This window comes from Methylopila jiangsuensis (assembly GCF_027922305.1).
In the GTDB taxonomy this organism is placed as follows: Bacteria; Pseudomonadota; Alphaproteobacteria; order Rhizobiales; family Methylopilaceae; genus Methylopila; species Methylopila jiangsuensis.
The window spans coordinates 495,325-516,394 of the sequence record NZ_BSFK01000016.1 but is presented as its reverse complement, the minus strand read 5'-3'; the positions used below and the strand labels follow the sequence as shown (position 1 = coordinate 516,394).

General features: G+C 70.7%; 17 protein-coding genes. 6 read left to right on the top strand and 11 right to left on the bottom strand.

What is annotated here, in order from left to right; translation table 11 throughout:
* Positions 1-160 precede the first annotated feature (160 nt).
* From PKE85_RS15275 to PKE85_RS15260, 4 genes are all read left to right on the top strand, one after another.
* Positions 161-1,300 (top strand): ABC transporter substrate-binding protein, encoded by a 1,140-nt coding sequence (locus tag PKE85_RS15275; protein WP_271205625.1) that lies wholly within the window; start codon positions 161-163, stop codon positions 1,298-1,300.
* An 83-nt stretch (positions 1,301-1,383) separates the two neighbouring features.
* Positions 1,384-2,508, top strand: a complete 1,125-nt coding sequence (locus PKE85_RS15270; RefSeq protein WP_271205624.1) for an ABC transporter ATP-binding protein — start codon at positions 1,384-1,386, stop codon at positions 2,506-2,508.
* Positions 2,505-3,422: an ABC transporter permease gene (locus PKE85_RS15265; RefSeq protein WP_271205622.1), complete on the top strand. Its 918-nt coding sequence runs from the start codon at positions 2,505-2,507 to the stop codon at positions 3,420-3,422. Before PKE85_RS15270 ends, PKE85_RS15265 begins: the two co-directional genes overlap by 4 nt.
* 2 nt (positions 3,423-3,424) lie before the next feature.
* Complete coding sequence (locus PKE85_RS15260; protein WP_271205621.1) at positions 3,425-4,246, top strand: ABC transporter permease; 822 nt, start codon at positions 3,425-3,427, stop codon at positions 4,244-4,246.
* A 187-nt stretch (positions 4,247-4,433) separates the two neighbouring features.
* Here PKE85_RS15260 and PKE85_RS15255 read toward each other — a convergent pair whose 3' ends face one another.
* From PKE85_RS15255 to PKE85_RS15205, 11 genes are all read right to left on the bottom strand, one after another.
* Positions 4,434-4,871 (bottom strand): DUF4174 domain-containing protein, encoded by a 438-nt coding sequence (locus PKE85_RS15255; RefSeq protein ID WP_271205620.1) that lies wholly within the window; start codon positions 4,869-4,871, stop codon positions 4,434-4,436.
* Positions 4,872-4,912: 41 nt separating this feature from the next.
* Positions 4,913-6,028 (bottom strand): 3-isopropylmalate dehydrogenase, encoded by a 1,116-nt coding sequence (leuB, locus tag PKE85_RS15250; protein WP_271205619.1) that lies wholly within the window; start codon positions 6,026-6,028, stop codon positions 4,913-4,915.
* Between the two features lie 82 nt (positions 6,029-6,110).
* Complete coding sequence (locus tag PKE85_RS15245) at positions 6,111-6,590, bottom strand: hypothetical protein (RefSeq protein ID WP_271205618.1); 480 nt, start codon at positions 6,588-6,590, stop codon at positions 6,111-6,113.
* Positions 6,587-9,793: an efflux RND transporter permease subunit gene (locus tag PKE85_RS15240; RefSeq protein WP_271206077.1), complete on the bottom strand. Its 3,207-nt coding sequence runs from the start codon at positions 9,791-9,793 to the stop codon at positions 6,587-6,589. The genes PKE85_RS15245 and PKE85_RS15240 overlap by 4 nt, the downstream gene beginning before the upstream one ends.
* A 25-nt stretch (positions 9,794-9,818) precedes the next feature.
* Positions 9,819-11,057 carry a divalent metal ion exporter adaptor subunit IhpB gene (gene ihpB, locus PKE85_RS15235; RefSeq protein ID WP_271205617.1) on the bottom strand — a complete coding sequence of 413 codons (1,239 nt, stop codon included), beginning with the start codon at positions 11,055-11,057 and terminating at the stop codon, positions 9,819-9,821.
* A complete protein-coding gene (locus tag PKE85_RS15230; RefSeq protein ID WP_271205616.1) occupies positions 11,054-11,332 on the bottom strand; it encodes a hypothetical protein in 279 nt (92 codons plus the stop codon). The genes ihpB and PKE85_RS15230 overlap by 4 nt, the downstream gene beginning before the upstream one ends.
* Positions 11,329-12,615 (bottom strand): TolC family protein, encoded by a 1,287-nt coding sequence (locus PKE85_RS15225; RefSeq protein ID WP_271205615.1) that lies wholly within the window; start codon positions 12,613-12,615, stop codon positions 11,329-11,331. Before PKE85_RS15225 ends, PKE85_RS15230 begins: the two co-directional genes overlap by 4 nt.
* A gap of 72 nt (positions 12,616-12,687) precedes the next feature.
* Positions 12,688-13,086 carry a hypothetical protein gene (locus tag PKE85_RS15220; RefSeq protein ID WP_271205614.1) on the bottom strand — a complete coding sequence of 133 codons (399 nt, stop codon included), beginning with the start codon at positions 13,084-13,086 and terminating at the stop codon, positions 12,688-12,690.
* A gap of 189 nt (positions 13,087-13,275) precedes the next feature.
* Positions 13,276-16,482 (bottom strand): efflux RND transporter permease subunit, encoded by a 3,207-nt coding sequence (locus PKE85_RS15215; protein ID WP_271205613.1) that lies wholly within the window; start codon positions 16,480-16,482, stop codon positions 13,276-13,278.
* A gap of 12 nt (positions 16,483-16,494) precedes the next feature.
* Positions 16,495-17,649, bottom strand: coding sequence for an efflux RND transporter periplasmic adaptor subunit (locus PKE85_RS15210; protein ID WP_271205612.1), 1,155 nt, complete (start codon positions 17,647-17,649; stop codon positions 16,495-16,497).
* Positions 17,650-17,847: 198 nt separating this feature from the next.
* Complete coding sequence (locus PKE85_RS15205) at positions 17,848-18,885, bottom strand: LacI family DNA-binding transcriptional regulator (RefSeq protein ID WP_271205611.1); 1,038 nt, start codon at positions 18,883-18,885, stop codon at positions 17,848-17,850.
* Between the two features lie 411 nt (positions 18,886-19,296).
* Here PKE85_RS15205 and cysG point away from each other — a divergent pair, with 411 nt between their 5' ends.
* Positions 19,297-20,715 carry a siroheme synthase CysG gene (cysG, locus tag PKE85_RS15200; protein WP_271205610.1) on the top strand — a complete coding sequence of 473 codons (1,419 nt, stop codon included), beginning with the start codon at positions 19,297-19,299 and terminating at the stop codon, positions 20,713-20,715.
* 18 nt (positions 20,716-20,733) lie between these two features.
* Positions 20,734-21,069: a DUF2849 domain-containing protein gene (locus tag PKE85_RS15195; protein WP_271205609.1), complete on the top strand. Its 336-nt coding sequence runs from the start codon at positions 20,734-20,736 to the stop codon at positions 21,067-21,069.
* Position 21,070 lies beyond the last annotated feature (1 nt).

Sequence of the window (21,070 nt, the reverse complement as noted above, 5' to 3'; positions counted from 1 at the left end):
ACGCAAGCCTGCGGCCTGCATGCTTCCAAAGCAAGCATGCCTAAAAAACGGATGTTGTAAACCCAACAAAGTCGGCGATAATCCCCTCAGATAATGACCGACTTGCAACGTCGGCGTTCATATGGGCCGCCGCGCGCGGCGCCGTTCGAGGGGATTTCGCATGACCATGATGACCCGTCGCAACGCCTTGAAGCTCATGGGCGCGACCGCCGCCGCCGCGCCCTTCGCGGGCGCGCTTCCCGCGCTCGCCGCGAGGGACAAGGAGCTGAACATCCTGTGCTGGGAGGGCTACAACTCGGCCCAGGTGCTGGACCCGTTCCGCAGCGCCCGCGGCGCCACCGTGAAGGCCGAGAGCCTCACCAACGACCCCACCATGATCAACCGGCTGCGGGCCGGCGAGACCAAGGTGTGGGACCTGATCAACGTCAACAACCCGTGGGCCCGCAAGGCCATGTATCCGGAGGGCCTGATCCGGCCGCTGGCGAAGGACGAGTTCGAGCCTTTCTTCGCGACCATGGCGCCTGAATTCAAGGCGCCCTACCGCTGGGCCATGAGCGACGACGGCAAGGACCTGCTGGGCATGCCCCAGCGCTACGGCCCCTACAGCTTCGTGGTGAACACCGACAAGATCAGCCTCAAGACCGCGGAGGAGCAGGGCTGGGACCTGTTCAACGATCCCGCGGTCAAGGGCAAATACGGCATCCTCGAATCCGACGACTGGAACGTGTTCGACGTGTTTCTCGTCGCCGGCATCAACCCGTTCAAGGCCCACAGCGACGCGGACATGGAGAAGTTCGCCGCCGCCGCCAGGATGATCTTCTCGGGCGCCAAGCTGGTCGGCGACATCGCCGCCATGAACCAGGCCCTGGTCTCGGGCGAGATCGACTTCCACTTCACCGGCGGCGTCTACTCGGTCTCCCCCGCCCGCGCCGACGGCCATCCGAACCTGCGGGCGGTGACGCCGCTCAAGGGCCCGATCGACGGCAAGGGCGGCGTGGCCTGGATCGAGATCACCTCGACCGTGAACAACCCCGCGCTGTCGCCGCTGGCGGTCGACTTCCTGAAATACGTGCAGGACCCGAAGGTGGCGCACACGGTGGCCTTCGCCGAGGGCACCTTCAACCCCGTGGCGCAGATGGGGAACAAGGCCTGCTTCGACCTCTTCACCAAGGAGGAGCTCGACGCCATCCAGTACGACACGCTGGAGGCCGACATGGCCCGCTGCGCCGAATACGACATCGTGCCGGATTACGACAAGGCGCTGGAGCTGATGACCGCCGCCAAGCGCGCCAAGGGCTGACGCGCGCCCGCGCGACGCATCCGGCCCGCTCCGTCCGGGCGCGGGCCGGAGAACGATGGCTTTTCCAGCATGAGGGTCACGCCATGACGGCGACCGCCACCGCGCTTCCCGCCGCGCCCGCGACGCCTGCGCCCGTTCCGCCCGCCGCCGACGCGAAGCCGATCCTGCAGCTCGTGGGCGTGCGCAAGACCTTCGGGAGCTTCGCCGCCGTGGACGGGATCGACCTCGACATCCGCGAGGGCGAGTTCCTCACCCTCGTCGGGCCGTCCGGCTCCGGCAAGACCACGCTGCTGCGCATGCTCGCCGGCATGGAGGCGCCGAGCGAGGGCGTGCTGTCGCTGCGGGGCGTGCGCATCAACGACACGCCCTCGAGCGAGCGCCCCACCTGCCTCGTGTTCCAGTCGCTGGCGCTGTTCCCGCACATGACGGTCGGCGCCAACATCGAGTTTCCGCTGAAAGCCAAGGGCGTGGCGGCCGGCGCCCGCAAGGAGCGCGCGCTGGCGCTGCTCGATCTGGTGCGCCTGCCCCGCAGCTACTACGGCAAGAACGTCATGCAGTGCTCCGGCGGCGAGCGGCAGCGGGTCGCGATCGCCCGGGCGCTGTCGCACGATCCGGAGATCCTGTTCTTCGACGAGCCGCTCTCGGCCCTCGACTACAAGCTCCGCAAGGTGATGGAGAAGGAGCTGAAGGACCTGCACCGGGCGAGCGGGAAGACCTTCGTCTACATCACCCACAGCCTGGAGGAGGCCATGGTGATGTCGGACCGCATCGGGGTGATGCAGGCCGGCCGGCTGGTGCAGGTGGGCGCGCCGGAGGAGATCTATTCCCGCCCCGCCACCCGCTTCGTCGCCGAGTTCATGGGCGAGGTGAACGTGATCGAGGCCCGGCGCGCAGGCGGCGTCTGGCGGGCGGAGGGCATTGGCGAACTCAAGCTCATTCCGCCGCCGGAGCTTGAAGGCGCCGACGCCGTGGCCGTGGTGGTGCGGCCCGAATTCCTGCGCTTCGTGGACGGCGACGCCGACAACCGGCTGACGGGGGAGGTGTTCAACGAATACGCCCTCGGCTCCCGCATCCAGTACCAAGTGCGGGCCGGCGCGAAGACCTATCTGCTGGAGCTGTCCCGCGCCAAGGCCTGGCGCGGCGAGCCGGGGCAGGCCGCGACCATCGGCTGGGACGCCCGCGACGCCATCGTGGCGCCTCTGGCATGAGCGACGTCGCGATGCGCTCCTCCGCCGCGGCCGGGACGGAGGCTTCGGCCGCCGCGCCGCGAAAACCCTTCCGCCTGTCCCGCGGGGCGCTGGCCGCCCTGCCGGTGGGCGTCACGCTGGCGCTCGGCTTTCTGGCGCCGCTCGCCACCGTCGCGGCCTACGCCTTCGCGACGCCCAAGACCTTCGACGTGTTCCGGTCGTTCACCTTCGCGAATTTCGCGGCGGTGTTCGACCCGTCGAACACGGTGTGGACCTCCTTCGTCTGGTCGATCGGCCTCGCCGCCGCCACCGCCGCCCTGCTCGCGGTGATCGCCTATCCCATCGCCTGGGGGCTGACGCGGGTGTTCGGCCGCTACGCCGGCTTCGTCAGCGTGCTGTTCGTGTTCCCGCTGTTCGTGTCCGAGAACGTGCGGCTTTACGGCTGGACGCTGTTCTTCCTCAAGAACGGCGTGCTGGACGGGACGCTGAAGCTGATCGGGCTGAGCGGCCCCGAGGTGCTCTACACGCCGGGCATGATCCTGTTCGGCATGCTCTACGTCTACCTGCCGTTCATGCTGTTTCCCATGACGCTCGGCCTCGCCATGGTGCCGCGCGATCTGGTGGAGGCGGCGCGCGACCTGGGCGCCTCGCGGCTGATGATCTGGCGCGAGGTGGAGCTGCCGCTCGCCATGCCCGGCATCCTGATCGGGCTGCTGCTGACCTTCGTGCTGGCGGTGGGGGCGGTGGCGGAGTCCAAGGTGCTCGGCGGCCAGTCGGTGATCGTCATCACCCACGACATCGAGATCGCCTTCACCTTCGCCCAGAACTGGCCGCTCGGCTCGGCGCTGGCGCTGCTGCTGACCGCCATCGTCAGCGCGCTGTCGCTGGTGGCGCTGTCGAAGCTCGACCTCGACCGCATCCTCGGGAGGCGCTGACCATGGAGCAGTCCGTCCGCCGCGCCAATTTCCTCGTCTGGGCCTGGACGCTTTTCGTCCTGGTCGTGGTCTATCTGCCCATCGCCTGCGGCGCGCTCGCGGGGCTGTCGAAGAGCCGCTATTTCGGCTTCCCCGTCGCCGCCTGGTCCACCGACTGGTGGACCCGCGCCATGGCCTCGATCGAGGTGAAGACCATCGTCGAGACCTCGCTCGCGGTCGCGGGCGTGGTGACCCTGGTCTCGGTGGTGGTGGCCTTCTTCGGCGCGCTCGCCTTCGCCCGCTACGACTGGAAAGGCCGCAGGCTCTACCAGAAGCTGGTGCTGCTGCCGATCTTCTTCCCCCAGCCGGTGCTGGGGCTCGCGCTGCTGCTGTGGTTCAACGCCGTCGGCGTGCAGCCGAGCTGGACCACCGCCATCTTCGCCCATCTGGTCTGGATCGTGCCGGTGGTGACGCTGGTGATCGCGATCCGGGTCTACGGCTTCGATCCGGCGCTGGAGGAGGCGGCCGCCGATCTCGGCGCCTCGCGGCTGTTCATCCTGCGCGAGGTGACGCTGCCGATCCTGTGGCCCGGCGTGTGGTCGGGCGCGCTGTTCGCCTTCCTGCTGTCCTGGGGCAACTTTCCACTGTCGCTCTACACCACCGGCGCGGACTCCACCGTGCCCGAATGGCTCTACGCCAAGATGGTGGCGGGCTACACGCCCATGGTGCCGGCGATCGGGACCATGAGCACGCTCGCCGCGGCCTCGGTGCTGCTCGTCGGCGGCGCGATCGCCCTGCTGCTCCGCCGCCGGGCGGCGCTCAACGCCGCGCCCGCGGAAGGGTGAGCGGGAGCCGGAGCGGCTTGAGCTGCGGGCCCGTTTGAAATGGGCGGAAGCGTGCGATTCCCCGCGCCGCCATGTCCGCGCGATCCGCGGGCGTCCACGACTTTGGGCCGTGTGAGGCGCTGGCGGTTCAGGTCGTGAAGGCCCGAGGCAAGCTCGGGCATGACGAACGCGAACCACACCGCAGGGATCAGCGCGTCTCGTTCTTCCGCATGGGCATCTGGTCGACGCGCTCGGTCAGCGCGTCGGGCGACACCGGCTCGGCGGAGCGGAACTTCTCGCCGCCGTCCTTGCCAATCAGCACCACGGCGAAGGCGTCGTCGGCGACGCCATAGTCCTTGCGCAGCTCCGCCGCCGTCAGCGCCGAGGGCGCGCGGCCGCCCGAAAGCGTGGTGACGGCGCGGGGGCTGACCACGAACACGCTCATCTCGCGGTCGTCCAGCGCCGCGCGGGCGCGCTTCAGCCGGTCGAGCTGATCGCGGGCGGCGGGCGCGTCCGCATCGGGGACGAACACCACCACCGGCCGGGCGCGGTCGCGGAAGGCGTCCATCGCGCCGGCGAACCCGGCGGAGGGCGCGAGCGCCGCAAGCGCGCAGGCCAGCGGCAGAAGGGCGTTCGGGCGGCTCATGACGTGAGCACATGGGCCGCCCGAACGTCGCGTCAAGCGGATCAGGCCGCGAGCAGCGCCTCGAACTTGGACAGCACCGCGGCGCCCATCTCGGAGGTGCCGACCCGGGTCGCGCCCTCCACATAGATGTCGCCGGTGCGCACGCCGCTCTCCAGCACGCCGGCGATGGCGCGGTCGAGCGTGTCGGCGAGGTCGGGCTTGCCCAGCGAGTACTTCAGCGCCATGGCGAGGCTCGCGATCATGGCGAGCGGGTTGGCGACGCCCTTGCCGGCGATGTCCGGCGCGGAGCCGTGCACGGGCTCGTACAGCGCCTTACGCTTGCCGGTGGCCGGGTCTTCGGCGCCGAGCGAGGCCGAGGGCAGCATGCCGAGCGAGCCGGTGAGCATGGAGGCGACGTCGGAGAGGATGTCGCCGAACAGGTTGTCGGTGACGATGACGTCGAACTGCTTCGGCGCGCGCACAAGCTGCATGCCCAGCGCATCGGCCAGCATGTGGTCGAGCTTCACGTCCTCGTAGCCCTGCTTGTGGGTGGCGGTGACCACCTGGTTCCACAGCAGGCCGGACTTCATGACGTTGCGCTTCTCGGCGGAGGTGACGCGGCCGGAGCGCACCCGCGCCAGCTCGAACGCCACCTTGGCGATGCGCTCGATCTCGTAGGTCTCGTAGACCTGGGTGTCCACGGCGCGCTTCTGGCCGTTGGGCAGGTCCGTGATCTCCTTCGGCTCGCCGAAATAGACGCCGCCGGTGAGCTCGCGCACGATCATCAGGTCGAGCCCGTCCACCAGCTCCCGCTTCAGGGCGGAGGCGTCGGCCAGCGCCGGGTAGCAGATCGCCGGGCGGAGGTTGGCGAACAGCTCCAGGTCCTTGCGCAGGCGCAGCAGGCCGGCTTCCGGGCGATGCTCATACGCCACGCCGTCCCACTTCGGACCGCCGACCGCGCCGAGCAGCACCGCGTCGGCCTTGTGGGCCTTGGCCACCGCCTCGTCGCTGATGGCCTTGCCATGGACGTCGTAAGCCGAGCCGCCGACCAGATCCTCGTCGATCTCGACCGCGAGCGCGCCCTTGTCGTTGAGGAAGCCGAGGATGCGCTTCACCTCGCCCATGACCTCCGGGCCGATGCCGTCGCCGGGCAGGAGCAGGATGTTGTGGGCGGCCATGATGTCCTCGCGTTTTCCGCTTTTGCGTCGCCCCGGTCTTTAGAAGGGCCGCGGCCGGCTTGGCAAGAGCGTCACCGCCCCGTCAGCCATGGCGCGCGTCCTTCAGCATCTGCTCGAAGAACTCGTGCCGCTCGTCGTGATTGTCGACCACGCCCTTGACGAAGGGCCGCGCGGTCTCGGCGCAGAGTCTCCGCATCCGGGTCTCCTGCGCCTCGACCGTTCCGCCGGCGAGCGCCCGGATCAGGCCGAGGCCGATGGCGCGGGCGGCGCCGGCGGCGCTCGTCACGATCGGCGCGGCCTCGTCCCGGGTCATGGTGGCGAGGATCTCGTCCTTCATATGGGCGAGGACCCGGCCGGCGTCGCCGTCCCGGCCGCCGGCCGCGCGGGCGAAGCCGGCGTCGAACCGCCCGCAGACCGCGGCCAGATTCTCGGCGAGCAGCACCGGCGACAGGATGTTGCGCATGACGTCCTCGTTCAGCGCCCGCGCCGGGGAGACGGCCCCCGGCGCGGCGATGGCTCCCGCAAGCAGCGCGAGCGCGACCCCGCGCCGGGCCGGGCTCATTCCGCCGCCGCCGGCAGCGCGCCCGGAGCCGGCAGCGGATCGGGCGTCCGCCTCCGCGTGAACAGCACGTAGAGCGCGGGCAGCACCAGCAGCGTCAGGATCGTGGACGACACGATCCCGCCGATCACAACGGTCGCGAGCGGGCGCTGCACCTCGGCGCCCGGCCCGGTGGCGATCGCCATCGGCACGAAGCCGAGCGAGGCCACCATCGCCGTCATCAGCACCGGCCGGAGCCGGGTCAGCGCCCCCTCCTTCACCGCCTCGACCAGATCCCTCCCCTGGGCGCGCAGCTTCTGGATGAAGGCGATGATGACGAGGCCGTTCAGCACCGCCACGCCCGACAGCGCGATGAAGCCGATGCCCGCCGAGATCGACAGCGGGATGTCGCGGATCAGCAGCGCCGCCACGCCGCCGGTCAGCGCCAGCGGCACGCCGGAGAACACCAGCGCGGCGTCCTTGAACGAACCGAGGCTCATGAACAGCAGCACGAAGATCAGCGCCAGCGCGATCGGCGTCACGATGGTCAGCCGCCGGGTGGCGGAGACGAGCTGCTCGAACTGCCCGCCCCACCCGATCCAGTAGCCGGCGGGCAGCTTCACCTGCCCGGCGATCGCCCGCTGGGCGTCGCCCACGAACGAGCCCAGGTCCCGGTCGCGGACGTTGGCCGACACCACGATGCGGCGCTTGCCGTTCTCGCGGCTGATCTGGTTCGGCCCCGGCGCCACCTCGAGCGCCGCCAGCGACCCCAGCGGCACGTAGCGGGTGCGGGACTGCCCCGCTCCCGACGCCGCGCCGACCGCCGGCTCGTTTCCGTCCGGCGCCGGCAGCGGCACGGGCAGGTCCTTCAGCGCCTCGATGTCGGTGCGCAGCCGCTCGGGCAGCCGCACCACGATGTCGAAGCGGCGGTCGCCCTCGAAGATCTGGCCGGCCTCCTTGCCGCCGACCGCGATCTCCACGATCTCCTGCACGTCGCCGACGCTGACGCCGTAGCGGGACAGCGCCGCCCGGTCGAGCCTGACGGTGAGGATCGGCAGGCCCGTGACCTGCTCGGTCTTCACGTCCGCGGCGCCGGGGACCTTCTGCAGCGCGGTCTGCACGTCGCCGGCCACCTTCAGCAGCGTGTCGAGATCGTCGCCGAAGATCTTCACGCCCACGTCCGAGCGCACGCCCGAGATCAGCTCGTTGAAGCGGAGCTGGATCGGCTGGGACAGCTCGTAGTTGGAGCCGGGAATCTCCTCGGCCGCCTTCTCCACGTCCTCCATCAGCTCGGCCTTGGTCTTGCTCGGGTCGGGCCATTCGGAGCGTGGCTTGAGCATCAGATAGCCGTCCGAGATCGAGGGCGGCATGGCGTCGGTGGCCACCTCGGCGACGCCGGTGCGGGCGAACACCTCCTTCACCTCGGGAAGCTGCATCAGCCGCTTCTCCAGCGCGGTCTGCATCTCCAGCGACTGGGTCAGGCTCGTGCCCGGCACGCGCAGCGCCTGCACCGCCGCGTCGCCCTCGTCGAGGCTCGGGATGAACTCCCCGCCCATCCGCGACGCCGCGACGCCCGCGACCACCACGAGCGCCGCCGCGGCCGGCGCCACGATCCAGCGCAGCCGGATCGTCAGCGACAGCAGCGGCTGGTAGGTCACGCGCGCCGCCCGCATGAACCCGTTCTCCTTCTCCTTCACGCGCCCCGTCACGAAGATCGCGATCGCGGCCGGCACGAAGGTCATGGAGAACAGCGAGGCGCCGAGCAGAGCCATCAGCACCGTCACCGCCATGGGCGTGAACATCTTGCCCTCGACGCCCGTAAGCGTCAGCACCGGCAGGTAGACCACCGCGATGATCATGGTTCCGAACAGGCTCGGCCGGATGACCTCGCTGGCTCCGGCGAGGATGGTCTGGAACCGCTCCTCCATGGTCAGCAACCGTCCGCGGCGCTCCTGCTCGTGGGCGAGCAGGCGCAGGCAGTTCTCCACGATGATGACGGCGCCGTCGATGATGATGCCGAAGTCGATCGCGCCGAGGCTCATCAGGTTGGCCGAGACCTTGTTCTCGACCATGCCGGTGATGGTGAACAGCATCGCGAGCGGGATGACGAGGGCGGTGACGATGGCCGCCCGGATGTTGCCGAGCAGCAGGAACAGCACCGCGATGACGAACAGCGCGCCCTCGACGAGGTTCTTCTCCACCGTGGCGATGGTGGCCTCGACCAGCGTGGAGCGGTCGTAGACGGCCCGCGCCTCGACGCCCTCGGGCAGCGACGCCTGCACCTCGCCGAGCCTCGCCGCGACCCGCTCGGCCACCGTGCGGCTGTTCTCGCCGATCAGCAGCATGGCGGTGCCGAGCACCACCTCGTGGCCGTTCAGCGTGGCCGCGCCGTTGCGGAGCTCTCGCCCGTCCCGCACCTCGGCCACGTCCGACACCCGCACCGGCGTGCCCCCGTGGGAGGCGATGACGATGGCGCCCACGTCCTCGGCGGTCAGCGCCTGACCGGGGGTGCGGACGAGATACTGCTCGCCGTTCCGCTCGATGTAGCCGGCGCCCACATTGGCGTTGTTGGCGGCCAGCGCCGTCATCACGTCGCGGAAGGTGACGCCGTAGGCCATCAGCCGGGCGGGGTTGGGCAGCACGTGCAGCTGGCGCTCGTAGCCGCCGATGGTGTTGACCTCCACCACGCCCGGCACGGTGCGGAGCTGCGGCGTGATGATCCAGTCCTGGATGGTGCGCAGGTCGGCGGGCGTGTAGGCGGTCCCGTCCGGCTTCCTCGCGCCCGGCCTGGCGTCGACCACGTAGTTGTAGATCTCGCCGAGGCCGGTGGAGATCGGCCCCATGGCGGTCTCGGTTCCGGCGGGAAGCTGGTCCTTGGCGAGCCCCAGCCGCTCGTTCACCAGCTGGCGGGCGAAGTAGATGTCGGTCCCGTCCTTGAACACCACCGTGACCTGGGACAGGCCGTAGCGGGACAGCGAGCGGGTGTAGTCCAGGCCCGGCAGCCCGCCCATGCTGGTCTCCAGCGGGAAGGTGATGCGCTGCTCCACCTCCAGCGGCGAGAAGCCGGGCGCGGTGGAGTTGATCTGGACCTGGACGTTCGTGATGTCCGGCACCGCGTCGATGGGCAGGCGCAGGAAGTTCCACGCGCCGAGCGCTGCGACGCCGAGGCAGGCGAACACCACCAGCCAGCGCTGGGCGATGGCGACGGCGAGGATGCGCTCGATCAGGCCGTTGGGGGTGTGGCCGCCCGTCTCAATGCTCATGGCTCGCGCTCCCCTTGGCGAGCTCGGCCTTGACCACGAAGCTGTTGCGGGCGGCGTAGGTCTCGCCGGTCTTGAGGCCGGACAGCACCTCGACGACGCGGGCGTCGCGGCGGCCGAGCCGCACGTCGCGGGCCTCGAAGCGGTCGCCTTCGCGCACGAACACCACCTCGCGCCCCTCCAGCGACTGGATGGCGTCGAGCGACACCGCGAGCGGCGCCTGCTGCTCGGCGGTCGCCACCGCGCCGGTGGCGAACAGGCCCGGGCGGAAGCGGCCGTCGTTGGGGATGACGGCGCGGGCCACCGCGCTCTGGGTGTCCACCGCGCCCATGGGCGAGAGATAGGAGATCTTCGCCTCGATCGGTTCGCCGCCGTCCTCCGGGTCGATCCGCACCGTGCCGCCGACCGCGACCTTGCCTAGGTCCCGGCGGTAGACGGAGAAGTCCACCCACAGCGTCGACAGGTCGGTCACCACGAAGGCGGGCTTCTGCTCGGAGACGTATTCGCCGAGCGAGGCCTGCCGCTCGGTGACCACGCCCGAGATCGGCGCCTTGAGATCGTAGGCGGTGAGGCTCTGGTTGCTCTCCACCACGGCGAGCAGGTCGCCCTTCCTCACCTCGTCGCCGAGGCGTCGGCTGAGCGTGCGCACGACGCCGGGGAAGCGGGGCGTCACCTGCACCGTGGCCTCCTGGTTCGCCTGCACCACGCCGTTGAGCTGCAGCTCCTCGCGCAGGGCGGCGGGCCCCGCGGCGGCGAGGGAGACGCCCGCCGCCTTCACCTTGGCGTCGCTCAGCTCGACCACGCCCTCCGGCAGCTCGGCGCTGTGGCCGTGGCCGTCCTCCCCGCCGTCGCCATGGCCATGGCCGTCGTCCCCTGCGCGGCCCGCCTTCGGCGCGTCATGGCCGTGGCCGTCGTCGTCCTCCTCGTCGAGGCCGTCGTCCTCCTCGGCGCCGTGGTCGTGGCCGCTCTCGCCATGGCCGTCCTCCTTCGGAGCCGCGGCCCTGGGCTTATCGTGATCGTGGCCGTCGCCGTCCGTGTGGTCATCGGCCGCGGCGGCGGCCTTGGGCGCCTCCGCATGGGCGTGGCCGTCCCCGCCCGTCAGCCCGGCGTAGAGCGCCAGCGCCCGGGTCGGCAGCGCGGATGGGCCTTCCTGCGCGGCGTAGAGGCCGCCGGCGCCGACGAGGCCGCCCAGGAGCAGGACGGCGGCGTCGCGAAGACCGGAGCGGCTCACGGGCGATCGCTCCGGTCGGAGGGAGCGCGGACGGGCTTCAGAGCCGCGGGCGCGGCGTCGCAGCGCGGCTTCAGGGCGTAGCCCTTGTGGTTGCGGGTCACTTCGCCATGGCCGTGGCCGGCGTGCTCCGGGCCCATGGCGTGGTCGTGGCCGTCCCGGTCGGTGTGGCGGGCGACGCCGGCGCGGTCGTCGCAGCGCGGCGCGGCGGCCACGGGGCCGACGGCGAGCAGGGCGAGGACGGCGGCGGCGGCGAAAGCGGTCGAACGCAGGATCACTGGTCTCTCCTGGACAGAACGAGGGCGGTTCCCGTCAGGCCTTCGAGACTGGCGAGCGATGCGTGGAAGGAGACGAGGGCGTCGATCTCCTTGAGGGAGGCGTCCGAGAGCGCGGCCCGGGCCTCCAGCAGTTCGAGCAGGCTGTAGCGGCCTTCGGCGTAGCCGGAGCGCACCTCCGCGTAAGCCTCCCGCGCGATCGGAATGACGTTGGCGCGGGTCAGCCGCGCCTCGTCATAGGCGCCGCGGAGACCTTCGTAGGCGGCGCCGACCATCACGGTCAGCGCGCGCTCGGCCGCGGCGCGCTCGGCCTCGGTCTTGGCCAGCGTCTCGCCGGCCTCGATCACCCCGCCGTCGTTGCGGTCGAACAGCGGCAGCGGCACGCTGAGCGAGGCCATGGCGGCGTTGGAGCGGTCCTCCCGGTAGTGGCGCCAGCCGGCGCCCACCGTGATGTCCGGAACCGCCTTGGCCTGGGCCTGGGCCAGCAGCGCCCGGCGCTGGGCCCGGACAGCCGTGAAGCGCGTGAGCTGCGGCGTCCGGCGGGCGCGGGCCATCAGCCCGTCGAAGGACGGCGGCGCGCCGATGCGCTTCAGGTCGCCGCCGACGGCCGCGAAGGACGGCGTCCGGTCGCCGATCAGCACGGACAGCTCCCGCCGCGCGGCCTGGAACGCGGCGCGGGCCTTCGCAAGCTCGACGCGCGCGGTCTCGGTCGCCACCCGGCCGCGGGCGATCTCCGCGCCCGACGAGGCGCCGGCCTCCACCCGCTTCTGCAGCAGCGGCGTCAGCCGGTCGAGGTCCGCGACCTGGTCCTCGAGCTCCGCGACGCGGGACTGCGCCCCGAGCGCCTTCGCGAACGCCTCCGTGGTCTCCGCGAGCACCTGCAGGCGCGTGGCGGCCCGATCCCAGCGCGCGGCGTCGATCTCGGCGGCGGCGACCGCGAGCCGGGCGTCGCGCTTGCCGCCGAGTTCGAACAGCTGGCTGATCTGCAGCGTGGTTTCCGCCGCCTTCAGCCCGCGGCGGGCCTTGGAGCCGAAGGCGCTGTCGAGCTCGAACGACAGTTCCGGATTGGGAAAGACGCCGGCCTGCAGACGCCGGCCGCCCGCCGCCGCGATCTCACGGTCCGCCGCGGCGAGCCCGGGATTGGCGGCGACGGCGCGCGACAGCGCCTGGGACAGCGTGAGGGTCCGCGCCGAGTGCGGCGGAGCCTTGGGCGCGGCGTGCGTCGTCAGCGCGGGAAGCAGCGCGAGCGCCGCCCCGAGCGCGAACGCGCGGATTCGGAAAGACATGATGGGACCTGATGAACGGACGAGAGGAGGCGAGCGCGCCGTCAGGCGCGCGCCGACACGGACGTCGTCGGATCAGGCTCGGGGCGGGGGAAGGTCGACCAGCGGCGCGCGGCCCGAGGTCGAGGGCACGGAGGCCCAGGCGAGGGCCGCGCCCAGAACCGCGGGGGCGGTCACGGCGTTCTGCGCGCGCTCGGGCAGCGCCGCGCAGCCGTGGCAGCCATGGCCGACGGCCGCGCCGCCCATATGAGCGCCCTCGCCCGAGGCGTCGTCCACATGGACGCCGGCATGATCGGCTGCGGCGGACGGCGCGGCGGCGACCGCGTAAAGCAGCGCCGCGTCGAGGCTGGCATGTTCGGCGAGACCGCGCTCCACGGCGTCGCCGAGGCCGAAGACGATCAGGCAAAAGGCGACCGCAAGCCGGGCGCACAAGCGCCAGACGCACGATGACTTCGCCTTCGACAGACCGTCCATGCCGCAACGCATCCGGGATATCGGGGTCCGGGTCAAGCCTTTTGGAGCAAGCGCCCGGCCGGGCGAGGATGCGGGCGCGCCGTCGACGGTCCGTGAACCTCAGCCCGGACGGGGCGGCGCGGGCCGCTCTCTCTCTAAAAAAAACGCCGCCCCGAGGGACGGCGTTTTCATGCGGCGCGGAAGCGCGCCTTAGGCCGGATGGGCCGCGGGCGGCGCGCCCGGCGCCGGCGTCTCGCCATGCCCGTCGCCGCCGTCCTTGGGCGTCTTGCCCCCGCGCATGCGGTCCACCAGCGTGCGGATCGTCACGTAGAACACCGGGGTCAGGAACAGGCCGAGGATGGTGACGCCCACCATGCCGGAGAGCACCGCCACGCCGATCGCCTGCCGCAGCTCGGAGGCCGCGCCGGTGGCGAAGGCCAGCGGCACCACGCCGAGCGAGAAGGCGAGCGAGGTCATGATGATCGGCCGCAGGCGGTCCTTACAGGCGTCGATCGCCGCCTGGATGATGCTCTCGCCGTCGTCCTCGCGCTGGCGGGCGAACTCCACGATCAGGATGGCGTTCTTGGCCGCGAGGCCGATCAGCACGATGAAGCCGATCTGGGTCAGGATGTTGTTGTCCGTTCCCTTCGCCCACACGCCGAGCAGCGCCGCCAGCAGCGACAGCGGCGTGATCAGGATGATGGCGAGCGGCAGCGCCCAGCTCTCGTACTGCGCCGCGAGGAACAGGAACACGAACAGGATCGCCAGCGCGAACACGAGGGTCGCGGTGTTGCCGGCGAGCTTCTCCTGATAGGCGAGATCCACCCATTCGAACTGCACGCCGGGCGGCAGGGTCTCGGCCGCGAGCTTCTCCATCAGCGCGATCGCCTGTCCGGTGGAGACGCCGGGCGCGGCGTCGCCCTGCAGGGCGATGGCGTTGTAGATGTTCTGCCGCTCCACCGTGTAGGGGCCGGTCTGGTTGCGCTCGGTGATCAGCGTGCCGAGCGGCACCAGCGCGCCGTTGGTGGACCGCACCTTGAACTGGTAGACGTCCGACAGCTTGACGCGGAATTGCGCGTCCGCTTGGGCGTTGACCTGGAAGGTGCGGCCGAGCGCCGTGAAGTCGTTCACATAGGCCGTGCCGAGCAGCGTCTGCAGCGCGTCGAAGATGTTCTGCACCGGCACGTTGAGCTGCTGCGCCTTGACGCGGTCGATGTCGAGATAAACCTGCGGCGCCCGCGTGTTGAAGCTGGTGAACACGCGCGTGACCTGCCCCGAGGCGTTGGCCTTGGCGATCAGCTCGGTCACGGAGCCTTCCAGCGCGGGGAATCCGAGGTTGGAGCGGTCCTGCACGTACATCTTGAAGCCGCCGCCCTGGCCGATGCCGCGCACCGTCGGCGGCAGGATGGCGAGCACGAAGGCTTCCTCGATGGCGAACAGCCGCTTCTGCGCCTCCGCCAGGATCATCGGCGCCGTCTGGCTCGCCCCGTGCTTGGTGCGCTCCTCGAACGGCTCGAAGATGATGAAGCTGGTGGCGGCGTTGGCGGCGGCGGAGAAGGTGGCGCCCGAGAAGCCCGCGATGGTGACCGCGTTCTTCACGCCCGGCACCTTGCGCACGATGTCGGCCGCCCGGCGGGCCACCTCGTCGGTGCGCTGCAGGTTCGCGCCCTCGGGCAGCTGCGCGATCAGGATGGCGTAGCCCTGGTCCGCCTGCGGGATGAAGCCGCGCGGCACCACCGAGAACATGTAGACCGCGCCGCCGATCAGGCCGGCGTAGATCAGCAGGAACAGCGACTTGTGCCGCACCATCCAGCCCACGGAGCGGCTGTAGCCGTGCGCGCCCCGGTCGAAGTTGCGGTTGAACAGGTCCGCCGCCTTCTGGGCCAGGTTGCGCCGGCCGCCGCCATGGGCGTGGGGCCTGAGCAGGATGGCGCAGAGCGCCGGCGACAGGGTGAGCGACACCAGCGCCGACAGCACGGTGGAGGCGGCGATGGTCAGCGCGAACTGCTGGTAGAAGATGCCGGAGATGCCGGGGATGAAGGCGGTGGGCACGAACACGGCGCACAGCACCAGCGCGATGGCGATGACGGCGGTGCCGACCTCGTCCATCGTGACGTGCGCCGCATCCTTCGGGTCTTTGCCGAGCGCGATGTTGCGCTCCACGTTCTCCACCACGACGATGGCGTCGTCCACCACGATGCCGATGGCGAGGATCAGGCCGAACAGCGTCAGCATGTTCAGCGAGAAACCGAAGGCGGCCATGACGGCGAAGGTGGCGATGAGCGAGACCGGGATCGCCGCCACGGGGATGATGGCCGCGCGCCAGGACTGCAGGAAGACGAACACCACCAGCACCACGAGCGCGACCGCCTCGTAGATGGTGTGCTCGACCGCCGTGATCGACTCCTCGATGAACACGGTCGGGTTGTACTCGATGCGGTATTCGAGCCCCTGCGGGAAGCCGCGCTTCAGCGTCTCCATGGCCGCCTGAATCTGCGCCGCCGCGTCGGTGGCGTTGGTGCCGGGGCGCTGGAAGATGCCCATGCCCACGGTGGGGTCGGCGCCGAGATAGGAGTTGGACGAGTAGCTGCGGGCCGCGAGCTCGACCCGCGCCACGTCGCCCACCCGCAGCAGGCGCCCGTCCGGGGTGGCCCGGACGATGATCTGCTTGAACTGCTCAGGGTCCTGGAAGCGCCCCTGCGTCGTCACCGTGATCTGGTTGACGGTGCCTTCCGGCGCGGGCGGCGCGCCGAGCGAGCCGCCCGACACCTGCACGTTCTGCTGGGAGATGGCCGTGACGACGTCGCCGGAGGCGAGGCCGTAGGCTGCGAGCCGGTTCGGGTCGAGCCAGACGCGCAGGGAGAGCTCGCGCTCGCCGAAGATCGTGATGTCGCCGACGCCCTCGATGCGCTTGAGCGCGTCGACCACGTTCACCGACGCGTAGTTCGACATGTAAACGGTGTCGAGCGACTTGTCGGGCGAGATCAGGTTCACGACCATCAGGAAGTCCGACGACCGCTTGTTCACCTGCACGCCGTTGCGGCGCACCGCTTCCGGCAGGCGCGGGTCCGCCTGGGCCACGCGGTTCTGCACCTGAACCTGCGCGATGTCCTGATCCGTGCCCGGCTGGAACGTGACGGTGAGCTGCAGCCGGCCGTCGCCGGTGGCGAGCGAGTTCATGTAGATCATGCCCTCGACGCCGTTGATCTGCTGCTCCAGCGGCGCGGCCACGGTCTCGGCGATGGTCTCGGCGTTCGCGCCCGGATACTGCGCCGTCACCGAAATGGTCGGCGGCGCGATCTCCGGATACTGCGCGATCGGCAGGTTGAGCAGCGCGACGCCGCCCACGATCATGAGAAGGATCGAGACGACCGACGCGAAGATCGGCCGGTCGACGAAAAAGTGCCCGATGCCCATGCCAGCGGCCTCTTACTTGGGCTGCTGGGCGGCGGCGCCCGGCTGCTGGTCCTTGGGCTTCGTGAAGTCGACGGGCTCGGGTTTCACCGCCGCGCCCGGCCGGGCGCGCATCAGGCCGTTGACGATGACCCGATCCTCCACCGTCACGCCGCTGCGGATGACGCGCAACGGCCCGTGCAGCTGGCCGAGCTCCACCACCTTCGGAACCACCTTGTCCTCGGGGCCCACCGTCATGACCACCTTGCGGGTCTGGTCGGAAAGGATCGCCTCCTCCGGCAGCAGCACCGCCTCGTATTCCGGGCTCGCCTGAATGCGGATGCGCCCGAACACGCCCGAGGTGAGGAATCCGTTCTCGTTCGGCACCGACGCGCGCAGGCGCAGCGTGCCGGTCTGCTGGTCGAGCTGGTTGTCCGCGAAGTCGATCCGGCCCTTGATGTTGAACTCGGACGTGTCCGGCAGCGCGATCTCGACCTGGGCGCCGCCGTTGTCCTCCTGGATCTTGCCGTCGCGGACGTTGCGCAGGTAGCGGAGGTAGCTCTGCTCGTCGATGTCGAAGTAAAAGTAGATCGGCTGGACGTTGACGATGGTCGTGAGGGCCGACGAGCCCGCGCCGGCGGCGATGAGGTTGCCCTCGGTCACCAGCTTGCGGCCGATGCGGCCGTCGATCGGCGCGCGCACGTCGGTCCATTCCAGATTGAGTCTGGCGGTCTGGACCTGCGCCTCGGCGGACTTCAGGCTCGCCTGCGCCTCGCCATAGGCCTGGTTGCGCTGCTGGGCGAGCTGGTCGGTGATGTTGCCGGTGCGCAGCAGGTCCTTGGCGCGGTCCACGTCCGACTTGGTGAGGTCGACGCGGGTCTTCGCCGTGATCACGGCCGATTCCGCCTGGGTCAGCGCCGCCTCGTAAGGGCGCGGGTCGATCTTGAACAGCAGGTCGCCCTTCTTGACGAGCGAGCCGTCCTTGAACGCCACCTGCATCAGCTGGCCGCTGACCTGGGCGCGCACTTCCACCAGTTCGGAGGCCTCGAACCGGCCGGTGAACTCGGCGGTGTCGGTCACGGCGCGCTTGATCGGGTGCGCGACGGAGACCGGCAGCGGACCGGGCGCGCCCTGGGCGCGCGCCGGAGCCGCCTGAAGCGACGCCGCGACGGCGAGAACCCCGACGACCAAGAAAGCCTTCGAGGCGACGGCCCGGCGAACGGGCGCAGCGATGCGGGGCATGGGGTCACCTGCGCGAAAACGGCATGCGCGCGGTCGCGCATGCGCCTGAAAAGTCGGACGTCCCCGCGCCTGTTTAAGGTGCGGCGCCGCATACGGCAACCGTCCCGATCGCCATGTCCCCGGCGGCGTGGCGCCGGCGCCACGCCGTCAGGCGCTGTCGCGCCCCACAAGCTCCACGCCGATCGACAGCCTGTAAGGCTTGATCTCGTCGCCCGCGCGGACGGCCTCGAAAGCCGACAGCAGCACCTTGCCGACCTCGACGCCGAGCGAAGGCGCGTTGAAGCCAATGGTGGTCAGAGCCGGATCCAGGTGACGGCCGACTTCATGATCGCCGAAACCGATCACCGCCACATCGTCGGGAACCCGGCGGCCATGCCGGCGCAGACCCGCGATCACCCCGATCGCCACGCCGTCATTGCCGCAGACCACCCCGTCGACGTCCGGCCGCCGCGCCAGCATCTCGCCCACGATGTGCGCGCCGAAATCGATCGGCGCGACCGCGCCGGCTCCGTACAGCGCGGTCGGCTCGCGAAAACCCTTCTCGGCCGCCGCCTCCCGAGCGCCGATCGCCCGCTCCTGCGCCGCGATGTCGAGGCCGTCGCTTTCCCCGATCACCACGAGCGAGCGACGCCCCCCGGCGGCGAGGCGCTCCACGGCGAGGCGTCCGGCCGCGCGCAGGTCGACCGCGACCACATGATGCGCCGGCGACACCGGCGCGCAGAAGAATTCGACCACCGGCACAGAAGCGTTGGCCAACATCCGCATCGCTTTGGGCGTGTGACGTCCGCCGCTGAGCACCACCGCCTCGGGCCTGCGGCGCAGCAGCGCCTCAAGCGCCTGCTCCTCGCGCTCCTCCTGAAAGTCGGCGAAGCCAAGGAAAAGCTGCAGCCCCGCCTTCGTGAGGGTGGCGTCCAGCCCGCGGGCCACGGCCCCATACATCGCGCTGGTGAAGGACGGCGCGATCATGCCTACGAGCTTGGAGCGCCCGGAGGACAAGGCGCCGGCGGCCTGATCCGGCACGTAGCCGAGGTCGTCGATCACCTCAAGCACCCGCGCCCGCGTCGCTTTCGACACCGACGCGTCTTCGCGCAGGGCGCGGGACACCGTCATCGCCGAAACGCCGGCGACCTTGGCCACGTCCGCCATGGTCGGCGCGGGCCTGGGTTTGGAGATCGAAGAATCCACGCGAACCATCTCAAGCCGATTGTTTCAAGGAGCTAGCTTCAGCAAGGCTCGTCCGCCCCCGCGTGACGTCCAGGATCCAGATCAACTAGACCATCTCGCCATGGCGACAAGAACCGGCGGGGAGCCTGAGGCCACCCAAGCCCCGAGGACGGTCGACGACCCGGCCGGCCGCCGCCAAAGCGCAACGCCGCCGCCCCCTCAAGTCTGTGAAGAAGACAGAATCGCCCGCCACCAAAGTAAGGAATATCTAAGGCGCGCTCCGCCATCCCCAAACTAAGGGATTAATCGAACTTGACAATCCGCCGCCTCGCCTTCTCACGCCATAAAATACTAATTTATAATGTATAAATAGTAACTCTTGCATTTTCCTCTGTACAATATCATTGTCCCGGCGCGCTCAAGGGATCCCATATGCCGCGCCTCACATCGTTCCCCGCCTTCTTCCGCGTCTCCGGGCGCGACGTGCTCGTCGTCGGCTCCGGCGCGGCCGCGGCCGCCAAGACGCGCCTGCTGGCCGAAACCGACGCCCGCATCGTCGTGGTGGCCGCGCATCCGGAAGAGGAGCTGGCGGCCGACGTCGCCCGGACCGGGGCGACGCTGAAGCGCGAAACCTTCTCTCCCGCCCATCTTTCCGGCGCGACGCTGGTGTTCGCCGCGACCGAGGACGAGGCCCAGGATCGGGCGATCGCCGACGCGGCCCGGGCCGCGCGCATCCCCGTGAACGTGGTGGACCGGCCGGAGCTCTGCGACTTCACCACCCCCGCCATCGTCAACCGCGCCCCGCTCGCGGTCGCCATCGGCACCGAGGGCGCGGCGCCCGTGCTCGCCCGTCATGTGCGCGCCCGGATCGAGGCGCTGCTCGCGCCGGAGGTCGGCGCGCTGGCGAGCCTGGCGGAGTCTCTGCGCGAGACCGTCGCCCGGCTCGTGCCGGCGGGCGAGGCCCGCCGCCGCTTCTGGGCCCGGCTGTTCGACGGCCCCGTGGCCGCCCGCGCGCTCGCCGGCGACGCCGCCGGCGCCCGGTCTCTCGCCATGCGCGAGATCGCGGCCGAACCGGACCTCGCCGGCTTCGTGTGGCTGGTGGGCGCCGGACCCGGCTCCGTGGACCTGCTGACGTTGCGCGCCCAGCGGGTGCTGCAGGAGGCGGACGTGATCGTGCACGACGCGCTGGTGCCGTCCGAGGTGATCGCCATGGGCCGCCGCGACGCGGAGCGCATCTTCGTCGGCAAGCGCAAGGGCCATCACGAGGCCACCCAGTCCGAAATCGAGGCGCTGCTGGTGCGCGAGGCCAGGGCCGGTCGCCGCGTGGTGCGGCTCAAGAGCGGCGACCCCATGATCTTCGGCCGCGCCGGCGAGGAGATGGCGGCGCTCAAGGCCGCCGGCGTCGCCTACGAGGTGGTGCCGGGCGTCACCGCGGCGCTGGCCGCGGCCAGCTCGGCGCGCGTCCCCCTCACCCTGCGGCGGGTGGCCTCCAGCCTCGTCTTCGCCACGGGGCACGATCTCGACGGCCGCACCCTGCCCGACTGGGGCGGACTGGCGCTGTCCGGCGCCACCGTCGCCGTCTATATGGGCCGCACGGTCGCGGGGCTCGTGGCCGGCCGCCTGCTCGAGGCGGGGCTTTCGCCGGACACGCCCGCCATCGCGGTGGAGAACGCCGAGCGGGCGGACGAGCGCGTCTTCGCCGGCCGCCTGCGCGATCTCGCCGGCCTCGCCGAGCGCGACGACGTGGACGGCCCCGCCCTCATCCTGATCGGCCCTTCGCTCGCGGAGGCCGATCTCGCCGACGCCATCCCTTTCGCTGAGGCGGCCGGCGCCGCCGTCGCCGCCGCCTGAAGGCTCGTTTCAAGACCCATGTCCGCGCCCATCCAGAAGTCGGCGGCCAAGACCAAGGCCGCCACCCAGATCGTCACCGCCAACCGTCTCGACGACGGGCTCGTGGTCTATCTCGCCCCCGGCGGCGGATGGACCGAGAAGCTCAACGAGGCCGACGTGCTCGCCACGCCCGAGACGCTCGCCGCGGCGGTGGAGGCCGGCAAGGCGGCCGAGGCGGCGCGGGTGGTGGTGGAATCCTATCCGATCGACGTGGAGCGCGGCCCCTCCGGCCTGCGCCCCTTGCGCCTGCGCGAGGAGATCCGCGCCGCAGGCCCCACGGTGCGTCCGGACCTCGCCCGTCCGCTCGGCGCCTGAG

What these genes read in the sequence shown, in the direction of transcription:
- PKE85_RS15275 (WP_271205625.1), top strand. Translation starts at nt 161, where the DNA reads ATGACCATGATGACCCGTCGCAACGCCTTGAAGCTCATGGGCGCGACC.
- PKE85_RS15270 (WP_271205624.1), top strand. Translation starts at nt 1,384, where the DNA reads ATGACGGCGACCGCCACCGCGCTTCCCGCCGCGCCCGCGACGCCTGCG.
- PKE85_RS15265 (WP_271205622.1), top strand. Translation starts at nt 2,505, where the DNA reads ATGAGCGACGTCGCGATGCGCTCCTCCGCCGCGGCCGGGACGGAGGCT.
- PKE85_RS15260 (WP_271205621.1), top strand. Translation starts at nt 3,425, where the DNA reads ATGGAGCAGTCCGTCCGCCGCGCCAATTTCCTCGTCTGGGCCTGGACG.
- PKE85_RS15255 (WP_271205620.1), bottom strand. Translation starts at nt 4,871, where the DNA reads ATGAGCCGCCCGAACGCCCTTCTGCCGCTGGCCTGCGCGCTTGCGGCG.
- leuB (WP_271205619.1), bottom strand. Translation starts at nt 6,028, where the DNA reads ATGGCCGCCCACAACATCCTGCTCCTGCCCGGCGACGGCATCGGCCCG.
- PKE85_RS15245 (WP_271205618.1), bottom strand. Translation starts at nt 6,590, where the DNA reads ATGAGCCCGGCCCGGCGCGGGGTCGCGCTCGCGCTGCTTGCGGGAGCC.
- PKE85_RS15225 (WP_271205615.1), bottom strand. Translation starts at nt 12,615, where the DNA reads ATGTCTTTCCGAATCCGCGCGTTCGCGCTCGGGGCGGCGCTCGCGCTG.
- PKE85_RS15220 (WP_271205614.1), bottom strand. Translation starts at nt 13,086, where the DNA reads ATGGACGGTCTGTCGAAGGCGAAGTCATCGTGCGTCTGGCGCTTGTGC.
- PKE85_RS15215 (WP_271205613.1), bottom strand. Translation starts at nt 16,482, where the DNA reads ATGGGCATCGGGCACTTTTTCGTCGACCGGCCGATCTTCGCGTCGGTC.
- cysG (WP_271205610.1), top strand. Translation starts at nt 19,297, where the DNA reads ATGCCGCGCCTCACATCGTTCCCCGCCTTCTTCCGCGTCTCCGGGCGC.
- PKE85_RS15195 (WP_271205609.1), top strand. Translation starts at nt 20,734, where the DNA reads ATGTCCGCGCCCATCCAGAAGTCGGCGGCCAAGACCAAGGCCGCCACC.